The sequence below is a fragment of the Paenibacillus ihuae genome, assembly GCF_001368795.1.
GTDB lineage: Bacteria > Bacillota > Bacilli > Paenibacillales > Paenibacillaceae > Paenibacillus_AQ > Paenibacillus_AQ ihuae.
In genome coordinates this window covers 968,424-983,562 of sequence record NZ_LN831198.1, presented here as the reverse complement: position 1 = coordinate 983,562, position 15,139 = coordinate 968,424, and the positions used below count along the sequence as shown (strand labels likewise).

Sequence of the window (15,139 nt, the reverse complement as noted above, 5' to 3'; positions counted from 1 at the left end):
GGCCATCGTCATCATTGACGATACCTCCCGGGCTTTTGTCCCTCCGTGAAGACACGGAGCATCTGGCATCCGTGCGTTTTCCCTCGGACCAGACCGGCCCTATCCCGCCGCGGAACCCTAGAAAACCAAACCTGATTAAGTTACATCGTATGTTAGCAAATCACAGGACAGAAAGCAACCCTTAGCTTTTAACCGGCAAAAAGTGCCTTGTCTTGAATGAATTCAGGATCATGTGGTTTTTTCAGTTGGAGTAAAAGGATCTGCAATTTTGGATAATATCATTCTCACACCATGCTGTATTCTTTTGGGCATTCCCCATCTCCAAGCCGTGAGTCATCCTTCCTGTCTGAATTAATAGTTTTGTAAGAACTCTATTCGGCACCTTGCGGTATAATCGCTACAAGGCAGTAGCAGTGGAGGAAGGAATGGAGGATTCCGCATGACCATTAAGATATTAATCGCAGATGATGAATCAAATATACGAGATGTTTGTACACGGTATTTGGAACGCGAAGGTTACGAAGTACTGACAGCGGTAGATGGGGAAGAAGCCCTGCAAATATGGCAAGAAGATGTCCCAGACCTGGTCATTCTTGATGTCATGATGCCCAAAAAAAGCGGCTTCCAGGTCTGTGAGGAAATACGTAATAATCATGACGTTCCGGTTATATTGCTGACCGCGCGCGGGGAGGAAGGCGACCGTATCATCGGGCTGACCATGGGTGCCGACGATTATATGATCAAGCCGTTCAGCCCGAGGGAATTGGTCTTGCGGGTGAAGGCGATCCTACGACGGCTTCGCTTGTCAGGCACACAGCCGCAGGATCCTCCCACCGGTCCCCGCCCCGAAAGAAACTATTCAATTCCCGGGGTTGCTCATCCATCTGCCCAGCAGATGTGTCGAAGTGAACAACGTCCGGATTGATTTAACCGTGAAAGAATTTGAGCTGCTTACGCTGCTGTCCACACATCCGGAGCAGGTCTTCTCCCGAAGCCAACTGCTAAATAAAGTGTGGGACGTCGACTATTACGGAGATACGACAACAGTTACTGTTCATATTCGGCGTCTGCGCGAAAAGATCGAAGCCAACCCCTCAGAGCCCGAATATATCAAAACCGTCTGGGGAATTGGATATAAATTTGAAGGACGGGAAGTAACATGAAGCTGAAACTGCGGTTGCGTTCCTATTTATTGCTGCTGAACGGGGTAAGTATCGCTGTAATTCTTGTAAGTGTGTCTATTATTTACCGATATATGCTGCTGACCTGGAATGAATACATGCTCATTACTGGCATCACAGTAGGAGCGGCTTGCGTGTCTTTGATCATCCATGCTCTTCTGACCCGTCCGCTCGCGAGATGGATCAGGGTGCTGGCAGGGGAAACGGAGCGGGTGGCGAGCGGGGATTTCAATATCGACGTTCCCCGTATAGGACCACAGGAATTCCAGCAGCTGGCTGCCCAGTTCAACCAAATGTCAAGCAGGCTGCGCGGTCTGTTCGACCGGCTGCATGCATCTGAGGAAGCCCGTTCAGAGCTGATTGCGAACATTTCGCATGATCTGCGGACACCAATGGCTTCCATCCAGTCATTTGTAGAAGCGCTGCAGGATGACGTGATTCAGGATCCGGTGACCTATGACCGTTACCTGCAAACGATACGGCTCGAAACCCGTAGGCTGAGTGCTTTAATTGATGAATTATTCAGTTTATCCCGCCTGGATGCTGAAGTAGTTGAGCTTAAGCAGCAGTCAGCCGCAGTGGACAGCCTAATTTTAGAGGTGCTTCAGAGCCATTATCTGCACCTTAGCGAAAAGCATATCGAGGTCGACGTCCGGGTACCGGAAGAGCTTGGGGCCGTTTGGGTGGATTCCTTTGAGATCAAAAGAGCGCTTGGCAATTTGCTGCAGAATGCGATTCGTTTCTCTCCGGATGCTTCGACGATTGTACTTGAAGCTAAAGAATGTGCCAATGCTTACGTGGAGTTATCCATCGCTGATCAAGGGCCGGGGATAGCGGAGGCCTCCCATAGCCGGATATTTGAGCGGTTTTACCGGGATGATCCGTCACGGACCCGGGAAGGCGGTGGAACTGCAGGACTCGGACTGGCGATTGTTAAATCCATCGTACAACGCCACGGCGGTGAGGTTGGGGTGGTCAGCCAGGAAGGAAAAGGAAGCCGCTTCTGGCTCACCGTGCCGAAAACTCGAATGTTATGAGTTTGTTAATCTTTCTGTAAGAATTGCGTTAGCCTTTCTTAAGAGCCCTCCGGTATTGTTAAGTCCGAAGAACAAATCAACTTAAGGAGGCAACACTGATGAATCCACTCAAAAAGGCAGCTGCAATATCCACACTATCCCTCGCCCTTATACTCCCGGGCATCGCTCAAGCGGATAGCACCAAGCCCATGGACTCCGGGATGAACTCCAACAAGGATTCCAGCATGATGATGGACTCGAAGATGATGGATAACAGCAAGCATAACGGTATGATGATGATGAACGGTATGGCTTATGTCCCCCTTCGGCTGCTTGCTGAAACGCTGGGCTACACACTCACTTGGAACGGTGCCGACCAGTCGATCACCATGACCTACATGGGAATGACGCAGAGTATGGATATGGATATGGCTGACAAAACCAACGAGACGATGAATGACAGATACATGGTTAAGGTGATGTTAAATTCGAAGGATGTTATGATCGGAATGGATAAAAGAATGCTGGCACACGCCCCCATGAACATGGGCGGAATCACCTACGTAACAAAGGAATTCGTTAATATGTACTTACTTGCTCCCTTTATGATGAAGTCTATGTAAGCCATAGAACGGGATATCCCAAAAGTGGATTTTCTATGAACGGTCATAGTTCTCTTCATTCTTACAACCATCATAAGAGCAGCGATTCTCCCGTTACTGGAGAATCGCTGCTCTGCGTATATACTTAGATATAGACTGTATTCAGTATTTTGGGATGGCTTTACGGAAGCAAATCAAAGGACAGAAAGCAACCCTTAGTTGCTTCCAGCCTCCAGCATAATCCTTACCCCCAGGCTTCCAGCTCCACCTGCTCTCCGGACTGAATGCCAGCTATCTCTCACAGCTGTTCAAAAAAGAAACCGGTCTGGCCGTAAGCGACTATATTCAGCGGGAGCGGATTGAGGAAGCCAAACGGCTGATGAAGCTGCCAGGTATCACTCTTATCGCTACCCGGCTGCATTTTAACGATCAGAATTATTTAACCAAGGTGTTAAAGAAATATACGGGGAAGACGCCAAGGCGGTACAGGCAGAAGAAGGGGAATCTTCTTTAGAGACACACAACTTGAAAATTATGGTATGATTAATATGAGATTTCCTCACACTATTTCCTAAAAGGAGCGATACCTACTTGGGCATAGGCATTATTTTTATTGGTGTGGTTGCGTATATCATTGTGCAGGCCATTGTACGTGATAATGGAAGAGGCCGCAGAAGAAATCGGTACGGGCGCAAAAGTGACTCTGCCGACAATTACTTCTATACGGGTGCGAACCCGAATTTATTCACCGGTGACAACAATCATAATGATGATCACAGCAAAAATAGCGGACATCACGGACATCACAGCCATAACCACGGCGGGAGCAGCTGGAGCGGCGCACATGATCACGGGCATGGCGGGCACGGAGGCTGGGACAGCGGCGGTGGAGATTCCGGCGGCGGTGGCGGAGATTCTGGCGGTGGCGGCGGAGATTCCGGTGGCGGCGGTGGCGGGGATTAACCCGGGCAGTAGCTAACCTCTCAGGCTGCACTCTAAACGGTCGGTTTTTTTTCGAAGAGCTCATTCATAAGTTCCTAAACTTTAGGCCTTGACTTTCTATCCGGAAAAAATGTTAAGATAAATATATCAGTATGTAGCGATGACGCATGACCATCTGAACCGGGTCTTGCGTTTTTTTGTGCGATGTTGTGAAATATCATCTACGAGAACGTCTTCCATCTGAATCCAAGTTTTGGAGATGACAAGCATGCTGCAAGAAACAAGTTACCAAGAAACAAACTGAAGTGTCTTCTCTTCCTATTGATTGTTTCGCTCATTTTCAGTTAACACTATTGCTCCCATGATTGTAGGACTGAAACGAGGAACTTGGACGGGTACGAAGCAAATAAGCATGGAACCCTTCAAAAACTTTCTTCGTACCTGGCCTAGAAATTTCGGTGTAGCGTTCTGGATTGAAATGATAATTGCACAGCCGATAGCACGATTCGCAATGAAGTGCTGCATGCCAAGCAGGCTAAGCGAGCCGGAAGCATCAATTAACTTCTGCACTATAACACAACCGCCAGGCCGCATTCCATGCAGCTTGGCGGTTTTAATATTTTGGACATGAATTTATTGCTTAATCCAGCCGCCATGAAACATACATTCATACACCTTCATGCCGCCCGCCCGGATTTCTTCAACACCGCTGAACCAGCCAAAATCCCCGTTCACAGTGCAGGTGTAAGTGAAATGTCCATCACTATAATGCTCTGGCCCGCGAAATGGTTGATCACCCGGCACATGCAGTAAAGCCTCCTTAAGGAAATCACCACTGAATCCTTCAGCGGTAACACGGCCCGCATAATTCATGGCCCATAGCGGCTTGTCATTCTCCCACAAGGCTTCTTCTCCGGCAAACTTTTCTGACCCAAGATAAGTATCGATGTACTGAAGATTCCCGCGTGTAAACTCCAAATCATGGGATGACGGGCGGGACGGGGACAGCTCCGGACCCTCTCCTGCATAAGTTGCTTTCTTAGCCTCCAGCAAAAAATCAATCAATTCCACCATACCTACCATCTCCCCGGAATTATTAGTCACCCCTCTATTTTAGAACACATGTTCCTGGATAAATATGACTTTTGTCCCTAATGTTAAGGCTCAAAATGTCAGCAGATAAAAAAATATTAGACTGGACTTCTTTATTCCACGCAAGCTTTTCAAGTTGTCGTACCGTCCGACTTCATAAATAAGTTCTAGACTGTCTTAAGAAATTGAACAGCGACAGCAAAGGACGAAATAAATTCCTAGACTGTCGCTGGTTTATTAAACTAGCGTTCCCAGTTAGCTTAACGTAAAATAGAGCAGCTGCCACCCGGCAAACCGCTCTATCTATTTTTTCCAAACTAACTTATAGTGTTAGCTAAATATCTTACATGTTTAAGTATAAAAAATGACTACCTTTTCTGAATAAAATATCCATCAGTCTCTATATACTCCTCAAACTCTTTATAAATGTCTTCGACTTTATTAGCTGGGGAGCCAAACCTCCGTGATAACGACATATCAGAAAGGTAAATAGCTTCCGTACTATCAAAATACTCCATAACTTCAAGGCATATTTTTCTTATAATTATTGTTGTCGGAGGATAACTCAAAAAATCGTTCCAACTTCGATTCACGATTAATAAACCTAAGTTTTGTTGATTTTGTGTATTAAAATTATAGTAAATTGATCCGAATTTTATTTCAATGCATCCTAATAATATATCAGGTTCAGGTATAACCTGTAACTATTTCTCCCAATATTAAAACCTCCATAGTATATTGAATATGTACAATATCCCGTCAATCATCTTAACATTTTCTAAGGAATTATTAATATAATTTATCCTAATAGTACGTTCTGATTTCACCACACTATACTGCTCGCTTACTTAATGAATCATCGTCAGTCTAACACTTCATTTCCTCATTACTAAAACTCTATTTTCTTTTGACATAAATTCCTCTCTACCACTTTTCCTTAAATGTATATTCTTAAATGAATCTTTAAACCAGTAAAAAAGCCCCGCCATTTCTGATTACCAGAAATGACGGGGCCGTACGTGTTTCATTAAGCTTCGCAGCCAGGATTTACAGTGTAAACTGGAAGCGGCTGAGCAATACCTCGCCTGCAAAGAGCAGGAATACATCGGTTGTACCGGCATCGACTCCGGCTACAGCCGACAGGGTGTGCCATTCCTGCAGCCCTCCGCCTGCCGGCACCTCAAGGGTTGCCGCAAGCTTGCCCGACGGACTGCCGGTTCTGACCTCAATGCTGCCGCCGCCCACGGACGAGACAAGCGCCTCGAAAGCTGCCGCTCCGTCAGCAAACTGCACATTATTGAACGCGATCCAGGCTCCGTCCTGAACCGGATGAACAGAAGCACCGCCTGCTTTGCATTCATCCAGATAGACACCTTCATAATCGTCGTAGTTCTCTGCCTTCACAGAAACATACAGATTGCGGGCCGGCACAATATCGCCATGCACTCTAATCTTGGCGGACAGTTGAATGTCACCGGAGGAACGGCCGACCAGGATGTTGTATTCTCCGTCTTCCACACAGTATTGTTCACGGGTTACATCCCAGAACACCAGTTCACCTACCGGCAGAGAGAACACAACCGTCTGCGATTCGCCAGCGCCAAGACGGATTTTCTCAAAGCCTTTCAGCTGCTTCAGCGGGCGTCTGATCCGGGTGGACAAGGACTGCACATACAGTTGAACAACTTCATCGCTGTCCACGCTGCCGCTGTTCTCAAGCTCGACGCTCAAGCTGATGGTATCGTTCTGCTGCAGCTCTTCAGCCGCAAGCGTCAGTTGCTTATAAGTAACCTGTGCGTAGCTCAGGCCATGGCCGAACGGGTACAGCGGTTCTCCGTCAAAGTACATGTACGTTCTTTTGCCTTTGATAATATCGTAGTCCATCAGCGGAGGAAGCTGGTCGACCGAACGGTACCAGGTCATATTCAGCTTGCCGGACGGGCTGTAACCGCCGAACAGCACATCGGCCACTGCGTTGCCCAGCTCTTGACCGCTGTGGGAAGTATACAGCACCGCCGGGATATGCTTATCGATCCAAGTGGAGGTAATCGGGTAGCTGCCGACAATAACGACAACCGTGTTCGGATTGGCTGCATAAACAGCCTTTACCAGATTCTCCTGCTCTGCCGGCAGCACGATATCCGGTCTGTCGATCTCTTCCTTACCGTTCAGCAGCGGATGATTTCCGACGAATACGACCGCAACCTCGGCTGCCTTCGCCGCTTCAACCGCGGCTTCTACTCCGTTCACAACGATGTTTTTGCGGAAGGCATACGCCTTAGCATCGCCCTCTGGCTCACTGGCACGGAGTGTGCCGTCTTCGGAAACAATAATCGGTTGGTCATTCCATGTCCGCAAGCTTACCGTTCCGTCTTCTTCCGACACAAGGTTCAGCGATTCCTTCACATACCAGCCGTAGATTTCATCAGCGGAAGCCGTTAAGGTGTTTGCGTCGTTCAGCGTCACATATTGCCCGCAGCTTGTCGCTTCAAGGGTATGGGCGGTCCAGCCCCAGGCGGTATGGCGGAACAATTCTCCGCGCTCCGGCACATCATGCAGCACAGCCAGTCTGCCGTCTTCTCCGGTCATTCCTACAGCTTGGCCGCTGGCTGCTGAAGTCAGAATGATCCGGTCATCGCCGCTTTCAAACGTCACCTGCTTGCCGGCCAGCTTCTTGGTTACACCCTGCAGCGGAGTGACCCCGTAGGCCAAGGTGCCGGAATACCAGTCTCTGAAGGCTTCATCTCCGAGCGGTCCGATTACAGCTACTTTGGACAGCTCCTGCGGGTTCAGCGGAAGTGCAGCATTCTCATTCTTGAGCAGGACGATGGATTGCTTAGCCGCTTCGAGCGACAACTCGCTATGTTCTTTGCAGAGAATGACAGAGTCGTCGATAGATGCATAAGGATTACCTTCCTCGGGGTCAAATTCACCGAGACGGAAACGTACACGGAAAGTATTGAATAGCGCACGGTCCAGATCCGCTTCCGCCAGCAGTCCTTCAGCCAGCGCCTCATGAATCACCTTGATCGTCTCAGCCGTTTCTTCAGTCACGCTGTCGATCCCGTTTTTAATGGACTCCGCCATGGACTGGGCAAAGGACTCGTAATATTTATGGTCCTTCACAATCCCGAACAAATCGCCGGCATCACTTACAATAAATCCGTCCATCTCCCATTCGCCCTTCACCACATCCATAACCGCCGGATGCAGGATAACCGGCACACCGTTGACCGAATTGTAGGCGGTCATCATCGACTGGGCGCCGCCTTCCTTGAAGGCAGGCTTAAAGGCTTCCAGATAATATTCGCGCATATTGCGCGGATCAATGCTGGATGAGTCCACCCCGCGGTTTATTTCATTGTTGTTGCCGAGGAAATGCTTCAGCGTTGCTACCGCTTTCAAATATACCGGATGATCGCCTTGAATTCCCTGCACCAGCGAGGTGCTGAGCCGTCCGGTCAGTTCCGGGTCTTCTCCGTAGGCTTCTTCTGTACGGCCCCAGCGCGGATCGCGTTCCATATCCACTGTCGGCGCCCAGAGGGTCAGTCCGTTGACAGTCGGATTCTTTTTATAGAACGCTCTGGCTTCGTCGCCGATGGCTGAACCGATTTGCTTCATCAGCTCCGGGTTCCAGGTGCAGGCCAAACCGCTCGGCTGCGGGAATGAGGTGGCTTTACCCAGCCAGGAGATGCCGTGCGCTCCTTCTGTACCATGCTTATAGGCGCCTACGCCCAAACGCTCAATTTCCGCTTGATATTGCGGCATCAGGCTTACTTTCTCTTCCAAAGTCAATCTCGACAGCAGATCCTGCACACGCTCATTTAGCGGCAAGTCTGTCTGCTGAAAAGGATATGTAGCGGTTTCCATTCATAGTCACTCCTTCGGTCTTTATGATAACGGTTTCATCCTATTTCATCATAAAAGATAACCGCTTTCAGAAACACCAGAACAATTGACATAAAAATCAGTGCAAAATTAGAGATTTAGGGTTCTGTTTTGAGGAACTTCAGGGCATCGAGGGACAGGCCGGTCAGCTTAATTTCTTTTCCGCTCGTAATGACATAGTCACCTTCCGGTTCACTCTCCAGCAGGCGGCTGCGGATTTCTTTGGGTGTCATTCCATATCTCGCCTTGAATACCTTATGAAAATACGAATAGGTCCCGAATCCGCAATTGCCGGCAATACTCTCCAGGCTTAAATCCGTATAGCGGATGCGCTCCAGGGCGTTGGACAGACGGATTTCCTGTGTGTATTGGATAATGGTATAACCGGTCTTCTCTTTGAACAGATGAACCGCCCGCGAGACGCTCAGCCCGGCGAATTTCGCGACATCCTCAACCCGCAGCGGCAGCAGTGCATTCTCGTTGATATACCGCTTCATCCGCATGATCAGCTCATTGGAGCGCCCGGGGGAGTCCTGCCGGGAAACCACTTCAACCGGCAGGCGGTCAAGCGATAAGCAGAGTGCACAGAGCAGATGGCGGATCAGCTCGGGATTCTGCTGCACAATCCGGTGCTGCTCAAGGCCGAGCTGCTGCCACAATGACAGCATCCCGGCATCCAGATGGATTCGCTGCTGTGTCTGCCGCGGCTGGGCTTTCCACCAGGACTCGATCCACGAGCCTTCACAGAGCAGATAGTAATCACCGCTTTCAATCTTCCCTTCAATCTCCTCTACAGACAGTTGATACGGCTCTCCGGGACGGTAGATGAGCAAATCTCCCGGCTCAATCAGACACATCTTCCCGCCAACAAGCGCCCGGCAGCTCCCCACCACCTGCAGCCGGAACAGATAAAACGGCGGCGGTCTAAAGGTCGATTTGAACGGAAGTGTATGAAAGGAATACGCGCAGGCATGCAGCCTCAAGTCCACAATTGTCACCTTCCCAGCCAAATAGTAGAGGTTTGTAATCAGATAAAACATTCACTAATCTTAAGTAAATAACTATACTATAACCAAATCAAAGAGAATACCGCAAAGAATTCCGAAGGAGATTGTTTACGTCAATGTCAATTCGCATCCGCCAGCTTTTCAGCATTCCAGGCTATACCGCGTTTATCATTTGCATGATCCTGCAGGGGATGGCCATTTCCATCAGCTCCCCGTTTCTCGCAGTCTACTTCACCACTAAGTTAGGGGTATCTGCCGGAGTCTTCGGCATCTTCACCGCCGTCACCCTGATTAGTGGCGTCTGGATCAGCTCCCTGATTGCCAAACGTTCCGACACCGGAATGAACCGGAAGAGACTCATGGTCACGGCCATGTTCTTTAACGCCCTGGCTTTTTCCGGGTATTTATTTATCCATGAATTTTATCTGCTGCTGATCTATATGACTGTATTCACCGCAATCGGTGCGCCTGCCATGCCGCAATTTTTCGCCAGTGCGCGGGAAGCGGTCAATGCCAGCCGCAGCACCGATCATGCTTTTGCCAATTCCACGCTCCGTTCCATGTTCTCTCTGGGCTTCATCACCGGACCGCTGATCGGTGCGGTTCTGCTCAGCCGGTTCGGGTTTCGGGGTATCTTCACCGGAACCACCCTGATTTTTGTCATCAACGCGGTGCTGATGCTTTTCTTCTTGAAACGGCCGGCACCGGCAGCTGCCGGCTCTGTACGAGCCAAGCCCAAGCTGCAGCTTAAGCTGCATCAGAATCCGCGGGTGCTTATTCCGTTTCTCGTGCTGACGCTGCTCTATGCCGGACACTGGCTGAACAATCTGAATATCTCGCTGTTTATTATTAATACTTTAGGCGGCAGTACAGAGAATGTAGCTTCGGTATCCAGTATATGCGCCCTGCTGGAAATCCCCTTCATGCTTGTACTCGGCGTTCTGTCAGCCAAATATTCCAATCGTCTGCTGATGATCTGGGGAATTGTTCTCGGTGGAGCCTATTATGTACTGGTGCTGTCTTCAACAGAGCTGTGGCAGATTATCGCCGGGCAGGTGCTGCTGGCTTTCTTCGTAGCTGTAATTTCAGCGATCGGGATCAGCTATATTCAGGATCTGCTGCCGGATCTTCCCGGCTATGCCTCCACCCTCTATACCAACGCTACTACCCTCGGCAGACTATTCGGAAGCCTCGCGGGCGGAGCGGCGGCGCAATGGGTCGGCTACCGTCATGCCTACTGGGCTTGTCTGCTGCTGGCGGTCATCTCCTTTGGCCTCTTGGCACTTCCCCAGCGCTTGCCGCAGCGGCAAGCCACAGATTGACGGCCTATCCAGACAGGAGGAATCTTATTATGAAAATCATACTTATCGACGATAAAGCGCATGTACGCGATTCACTGAAGCCGGTGCTGAAGAAGCTGTCTTTTAATAATGAAGACATTCTGGAGGCCAACTGTGATCAGGGAGCGATCCAGCTGATCGCAGCGCATGAACCGGATATTATTGTGACCGACGCCAAGCTGCTGATGCTCAGTGAGTCCCTGCTCCCGGAGGAAACCTACCCTCACAGCAGGATCATTGTTACCAGCAGCCATGCCTTTGTGCTGGATGCTTTTTGCCGGGGAGGGATAGATTCTCTGCTGAAGCCCATTGATACAGATGAACTGGAGAATGTCCTGCTGCGGGTGGCCGCTGCCGGATAGACGAAGCTATCCGGTTAATCCAGCAGCTGCAGCTCCCGCGCGCGGGCAATAGCCTGGGCGCGGCGTTTGACGCCGAGCTTGCCGTACAGCCGGAACACATGACTCTTCACGGTTCCCTCCGTAATTCCGAACCGTTCGGCAATCTCCTTGTTGGACAATCCGTCTGATAAGGAATATAAGATCTCCTTTTCCCGGTAGGTAAGTGAATCAACCAGCGTATCCTCCGCGCGCTCCACAGGTCCGCCAGCTTCATGCTCATGCTCAAGCTCATGTTCATCGGTATTCCCCTGCGGCCCTACACTCTGCAGCGAATGCAGGTACACCATGCGGGCGATCATGAAATCCAGCACGTTCTGCCCATCCAGCGTGAACACTCCGGTAATCAGGTCATTCTCCAGGTAGAGCACAGAAGTCATGGCCTCTCCCGGAAAAAGAATCGGCATGCACAATACCGACAGCACCGGATGCTTCCGGATGTGGGGATCAGCGGCAAAGGAACTGCGCCCGCCATCGGCAAGCAGCACCGGCTCAGTGGTCTTAACGACATAACGCACAACAGACTCCGCGAATACCGTGCCTTCCTCCCGCACCCGTGTCTCCAGGTTTCCGCTCTGTGCAGCTACAGTGAAATTCTTGCCGTCGCTATTCAGCACATATCCCTGTACTGCTCCCGAATACCGGACGGCCGACTCCAGGAAGCTGCTGATTCGATCCAGGCGATCTATCGGCTCAGGCCACCCGTCGAACCGGTTCGGCGCATCTTTGCGCTGTTCCGGCACAGCTTCTCTATCAATGATTGCTGTAGCCGTTTCGGCTGCCGCCTGCTCCCCCTCCTTCAGCAAAGACGGTAAGGACAGATCAGGATAGCGCTCCTTCAGCAGCTGTACCTTGCCTTCGGCCCCCCAAAGGGAATAGGCACGACATGCATCAGCCAAAAACCCGTCTGCTCCGGCCACACTTCCAGCCGCTCTGTAAAAATGTGAAGAGCGTTCGCAGGCGATTCCCTCCATCATGCCGTTGCCTTCCCTCCGTGCTGTTGCAATGGCCAGTTCATAGTTTTTAGCTGCCGCCGTCCGTTTTCCGTCAATCCGCTCGATTTCAGCCTTAATCAGCAGGCAGGCGGATGAATCCCGTCCGAAATATCCGGTCCAGCGTTTCAGGGAGTCCAGCTGTTTGTTAAGCTGCCGGCGGAAGCTGCTGCGCTCCTCCGGCAAGGCGTCCGGATAAAGGGCGGCAAGCGTCAAAGCATGGTAAATATGCTGTTTGCGCACCTGCATCCGGGTTTGCCGGAAGGTGTTGAAGCGGCCTTGAGCCACCCAGATAAGCGCATCCCGGTATCTCCCTTCCAGATAAGCCAGCTCCGTTTCACAGGTACAGATATAGTAGATTTCATTATTCAGGCTTTCCTCGGAACGGCTATTGTTCTGAACTGGAAGAGTCGCTGCCATACTAGGGCCGGTATCTCCCTGCATCCGGGCAATATATTCTTTTGCAATCCGGAAAATGCTGAGCGTAACCTCATCCACAAGCTTTCGTGAGAGAATCTCATACTCCATAATCATCCTGGATAATGAATGCAGACTTCCCGTGTGATTAACGGTGGAGGTCAGCATCGCAATACTGACAAAAGACAGATTGGCCGCCTCCATGCCATGCTGGACCGACTGCCGGAAATAATCTCCCGCTTCCTGCGGATTCTGCTGCAGCCGGGCCAGCCCGCGGATATAATCGAGGCGGCACGACAAATCTGCACTATCAAAAGGAGCGGACAGCTGGCTGGCCGTTTCAATGTACAGCTTCCCTTTTTGATAAAGGGACATTTTATTGCGCAGAATCACCAGCCCGTAGCCGGCAAGAATATAGGCAAAGGCTTCATTGTTACCGGCCTTCAGCCCATAGCGGACGAATCTGGAAAAGAGCACCGCCGACAGCTCCAGACTTACCGTAAATACGGAGCTGGCAATGGCCATTATAAGGTCAGATAAAGCTTTGTAGTGGGGATCGCGGTTCACCGGAAGCGCTGGAAGCTGATCACGCTTGCGGTACAGGGCCGTTTGAGTCAGCGTCACTTCCTTTAAAATGGCCGCATGGGAAGGTCTGAGCGGCAGCTTCCAGCCGAATTCCGCGAGCGCCTTACGCCCGACTTTTACAGCCAGCTCGTCTTTTTTCAGATAAGCATACATAGCAATCCGGATACGGTAGATATTGGAACGTTCGAGCAGGTCTCCGGTGAGCCCCATCAGCCGGTCGAGCAGCGCCGCCGCACGCTCTGTATACCCGCAGATATATTCACATTCCGGCAATTCCAGCATCAGCCTGTAGGGCAGAGAGCCGGGAACCGCCTCTTCGTCGCCCAGGAGATGCAGCCCTGTCTCCAGAAAATATAATGCGGCAGCAAACGCTGTAGTCGCTTTCGACTTCAGGCCGGCCTGAAGATTCAGCTCGGCAAGCGCTCTGCGCTCTACACGGTCATCCATCTTGGGGGAGCCCAGATTGAGGTGATACACCCGGTCAAAAACCGAGTATGCCTGTTTGTCCGTACTGCGGCTCATGCTGCGTCCGATAGCCAGATGCAGGCCGGCCTGCTCCTCCTCTGGCACAATACCATAAGCGGCTTGCTGAATCCGGTCATGCAGAAAGGAATAGACCAGTCCGCCCGCTTCTATGTCCGGGGAACTCTCCTCCCGGCTGATCAGGCTTTCCAGCTCGGCAGGCTGCAGCAGCACCAGTGTATCTTCCAAAGAATACCCGCTCATTGAAGCAATATCCGATACACGGAAGCTGTATCCGAGCGCCGCTGCTATTCCCAGAAGGCCGACGGTATCTCCGGGAAGCAGCCGGATGCGCTGTTCGATTAATTGGAGAAGCCCGGGCGCTTCCGGCAAGGCGGTAATCGCCGTTATGTCCCACTCCCAGCTCCCCCGCGCTTCATCAAAAAATAGACATCGCTCGCGGTGAAGGCTGTCCAGCAGCCGGTGTATGTAGAGCGGGTCCCCGCCCGTGCGGTGGTACAGCAGTTCGGCGAGCATCCGGACTCGTGCCGTGTTCTCTTCAAAGATATCAGAGAGGAATTGTCTGACATCCACGTAAGTCAGGGGCTCCAGCGCAATATGATGGACACGCGGCGAAGATGGTTTGTGCTGCATTGCCAGCATCTGCTCAAGCCAGGCTGCAGAGGCCCCATTCTGATCACCGCTGTCCAGCCGCTCCTCCAGCGTTTCTGAACGAAATGATCCAATCACCGCTATACCGCTCGTCACTTCATCCTCTGCAAAGACTCTCAGGAAATCCTGTGTATCCGGGTCAGCCCATTGCAGATCATCCAGGAATAACACGAGCGGCTGGTCTTCGCCGGCAAACATACCGATAAACGTCGGCAGCAGCCTGCGAAAACGGAGCGCAGACTCCGCAGGAGGAAGAGGTTCAGCCAAAGGGATGGTACCGAGCAGCCGCACGGCTTCCGGTAATATTTCAGTGATGATTCCTGCGCCCTGGCCCAGAGCATCCAGCAGCCGGACTTTTAACTGCTCCACTTTGTCCGGAGCTTCGCTCCAGGTTTGCCGAAGCAGCCGGCGGAGAGCCTGCAGTATAGGCGCGAACGGAATCACGTGATTCATATAGTCACATTTTCCCGTAATAAACGTGCCGCCTTCACGGGTGAATGAAAGCTGAAGCTCGCCAATAAGCGAGGTTTTGCCGCTGCCGGCAC

Annotated in this window: 12 protein-coding genes and 1 riboswitch; of the genes, 8 read left to right on the top strand and 4 right to left on the bottom strand. The window is 51.0% G+C overall.

Annotated elements, in window-relative coordinates:
• Nucleotides 1-22: 22 nt before the first annotated feature.
• A riboswitch (guanidine-I (ykkC/yxkD leader) is annotated at nt 23-132 on the bottom strand.
• 307 nt (nt 133-439) lie between these two features.
• From AQR02_RS04350 to AQR02_RS04335, 6 genes are all read left to right on the top strand, one after another.
• Complete coding sequence (locus tag AQR02_RS04350; RefSeq protein WP_148449061.1) at nt 440-925, top strand: response regulator; 486 nt, start codon at nt 440-442, stop codon at nt 923-925.
• On the top strand, nt 906-1,163 hold the full coding sequence (locus AQR02_RS35290) for a winged helix-turn-helix domain-containing protein (protein WP_342447438.1): 258 nt from the start codon (nt 906-908) through the stop codon (nt 1,161-1,163). The genes AQR02_RS04350 and AQR02_RS35290 overlap by 20 nt, the downstream gene beginning before the upstream one ends.
• Nucleotides 1,160-2,218, top strand: coding sequence for a sensor histidine kinase (locus AQR02_RS04345; RefSeq protein WP_054939539.1), 1,059 nt, complete (start codon nt 1,160-1,162; stop codon nt 2,216-2,218). The genes AQR02_RS35290 and AQR02_RS04345 overlap by 4 nt, the downstream gene beginning before the upstream one ends.
• A gap of 98 nt (nt 2,219-2,316) precedes the next feature.
• Nucleotides 2,317-2,820, top strand: coding sequence for a stalk domain-containing protein (locus AQR02_RS04340; protein ID WP_054939538.1), 504 nt, complete (start codon nt 2,317-2,319; stop codon nt 2,818-2,820).
• 247 nt (nt 2,821-3,067) lie between these two features.
• Nucleotides 3,068-3,313 carry a helix-turn-helix domain-containing protein gene (locus AQR02_RS35450; protein ID WP_082451629.1) on the top strand — a complete coding sequence of 82 codons (246 nt, stop codon included), beginning with the start codon at nt 3,068-3,070 and terminating at the stop codon, nt 3,311-3,313.
• A gap of 77 nt (nt 3,314-3,390) precedes the next feature.
• A complete protein-coding gene (locus AQR02_RS04335) occupies nt 3,391-3,762 on the top strand; it encodes a hypothetical protein (RefSeq protein ID WP_054939537.1) in 372 nt (123 codons plus the stop codon).
• Between the two features lie 612 nt (nt 3,763-4,374).
• Here the strand turns inward: AQR02_RS04335 and AQR02_RS04325 are convergent.
• The 3 genes from AQR02_RS04325 to AQR02_RS04315 all read right to left on the bottom strand — a co-directional run bounded on the left by AQR02_RS04325 (nt 4,375) and on the right by AQR02_RS04315 (nt 9,710).
• Nucleotides 4,375-4,815 (bottom strand): DUF5680 domain-containing protein, encoded by a 441-nt coding sequence (locus AQR02_RS04325; protein WP_054939535.1) that lies wholly within the window; start codon nt 4,813-4,815, stop codon nt 4,375-4,377.
• 1,065 nt (nt 4,816-5,880) lie between these two features.
• Nucleotides 5,881-8,703 carry a glycoside hydrolase family 3 protein gene (locus AQR02_RS04320; RefSeq protein WP_054939534.1) on the bottom strand — a complete coding sequence of 941 codons (2,823 nt, stop codon included), beginning with the start codon at nt 8,701-8,703 and terminating at the stop codon, nt 5,881-5,883.
• Between the two features lie 116 nt (nt 8,704-8,819).
• Nucleotides 8,820-9,710, bottom strand: a complete 891-nt coding sequence (locus AQR02_RS04315) for a helix-turn-helix domain-containing protein (protein ID WP_245237112.1) — start codon at nt 9,708-9,710, stop codon at nt 8,820-8,822.
• 134 nt (nt 9,711-9,844) lie between these two features.
• Here AQR02_RS04315 and AQR02_RS04310 point away from each other — a divergent pair, with 134 nt between their 5' ends.
• On the top strand, nt 9,845-11,050 hold the full coding sequence (locus tag AQR02_RS04310; RefSeq protein ID WP_054939532.1) for a sugar efflux transporter: 1,206 nt from the start codon (nt 9,845-9,847) through the stop codon (nt 11,048-11,050).
• A gap of 29 nt (nt 11,051-11,079) precedes the next feature.
• Nucleotides 11,080-11,430, top strand: coding sequence for a response regulator (locus AQR02_RS04305; RefSeq protein ID WP_054939531.1), 351 nt, complete (start codon nt 11,080-11,082; stop codon nt 11,428-11,430).
• 14 nt (nt 11,431-11,444) lie between these two features.
• On the opposite strand, the gene AQR02_RS04300 is transcribed toward AQR02_RS04305, so the two are convergent.
• On the bottom strand, nt 11,445-15,139 hold a 3,695-nt coding region (locus AQR02_RS04300; protein WP_159067690.1), incomplete at its 5' end, for an AAA family ATPase.

Excerpts from the sequence above, each read along its gene's own strand:
- AQR02_RS04325 (WP_054939535.1), bottom strand. The coding sequence starts at position 4,815 with ATGGTGGAATTGATTGATTTTTTGCTGGAGGCTAAGAAAGCAACTTAT.
- AQR02_RS04350 (WP_148449061.1), top strand. The coding sequence starts at position 440 with ATGACCATTAAGATATTAATCGCAGATGATGAATCAAATATACGAGAT.
- AQR02_RS04305 (WP_054939531.1), top strand. The coding sequence starts at position 11,080 with ATGAAAATCATACTTATCGACGATAAAGCGCATGTACGCGATTCACTG.
- AQR02_RS04320 (WP_054939534.1), bottom strand. The coding sequence starts at position 8,703 with ATGGAAACCGCTACATATCCTTTTCAGCAGACAGACTTGCCGCTAAAT.
- AQR02_RS04345 (WP_054939539.1), top strand. The coding sequence starts at position 1,160 with ATGAAGCTGAAACTGCGGTTGCGTTCCTATTTATTGCTGCTGAACGGG.
- AQR02_RS04310 (WP_054939532.1), top strand. The coding sequence starts at position 9,845 with ATGTCAATTCGCATCCGCCAGCTTTTCAGCATTCCAGGCTATACCGCG.
- AQR02_RS04340 (WP_054939538.1), top strand. The coding sequence starts at position 2,317 with ATGAATCCACTCAAAAAGGCAGCTGCAATATCCACACTATCCCTCGCC.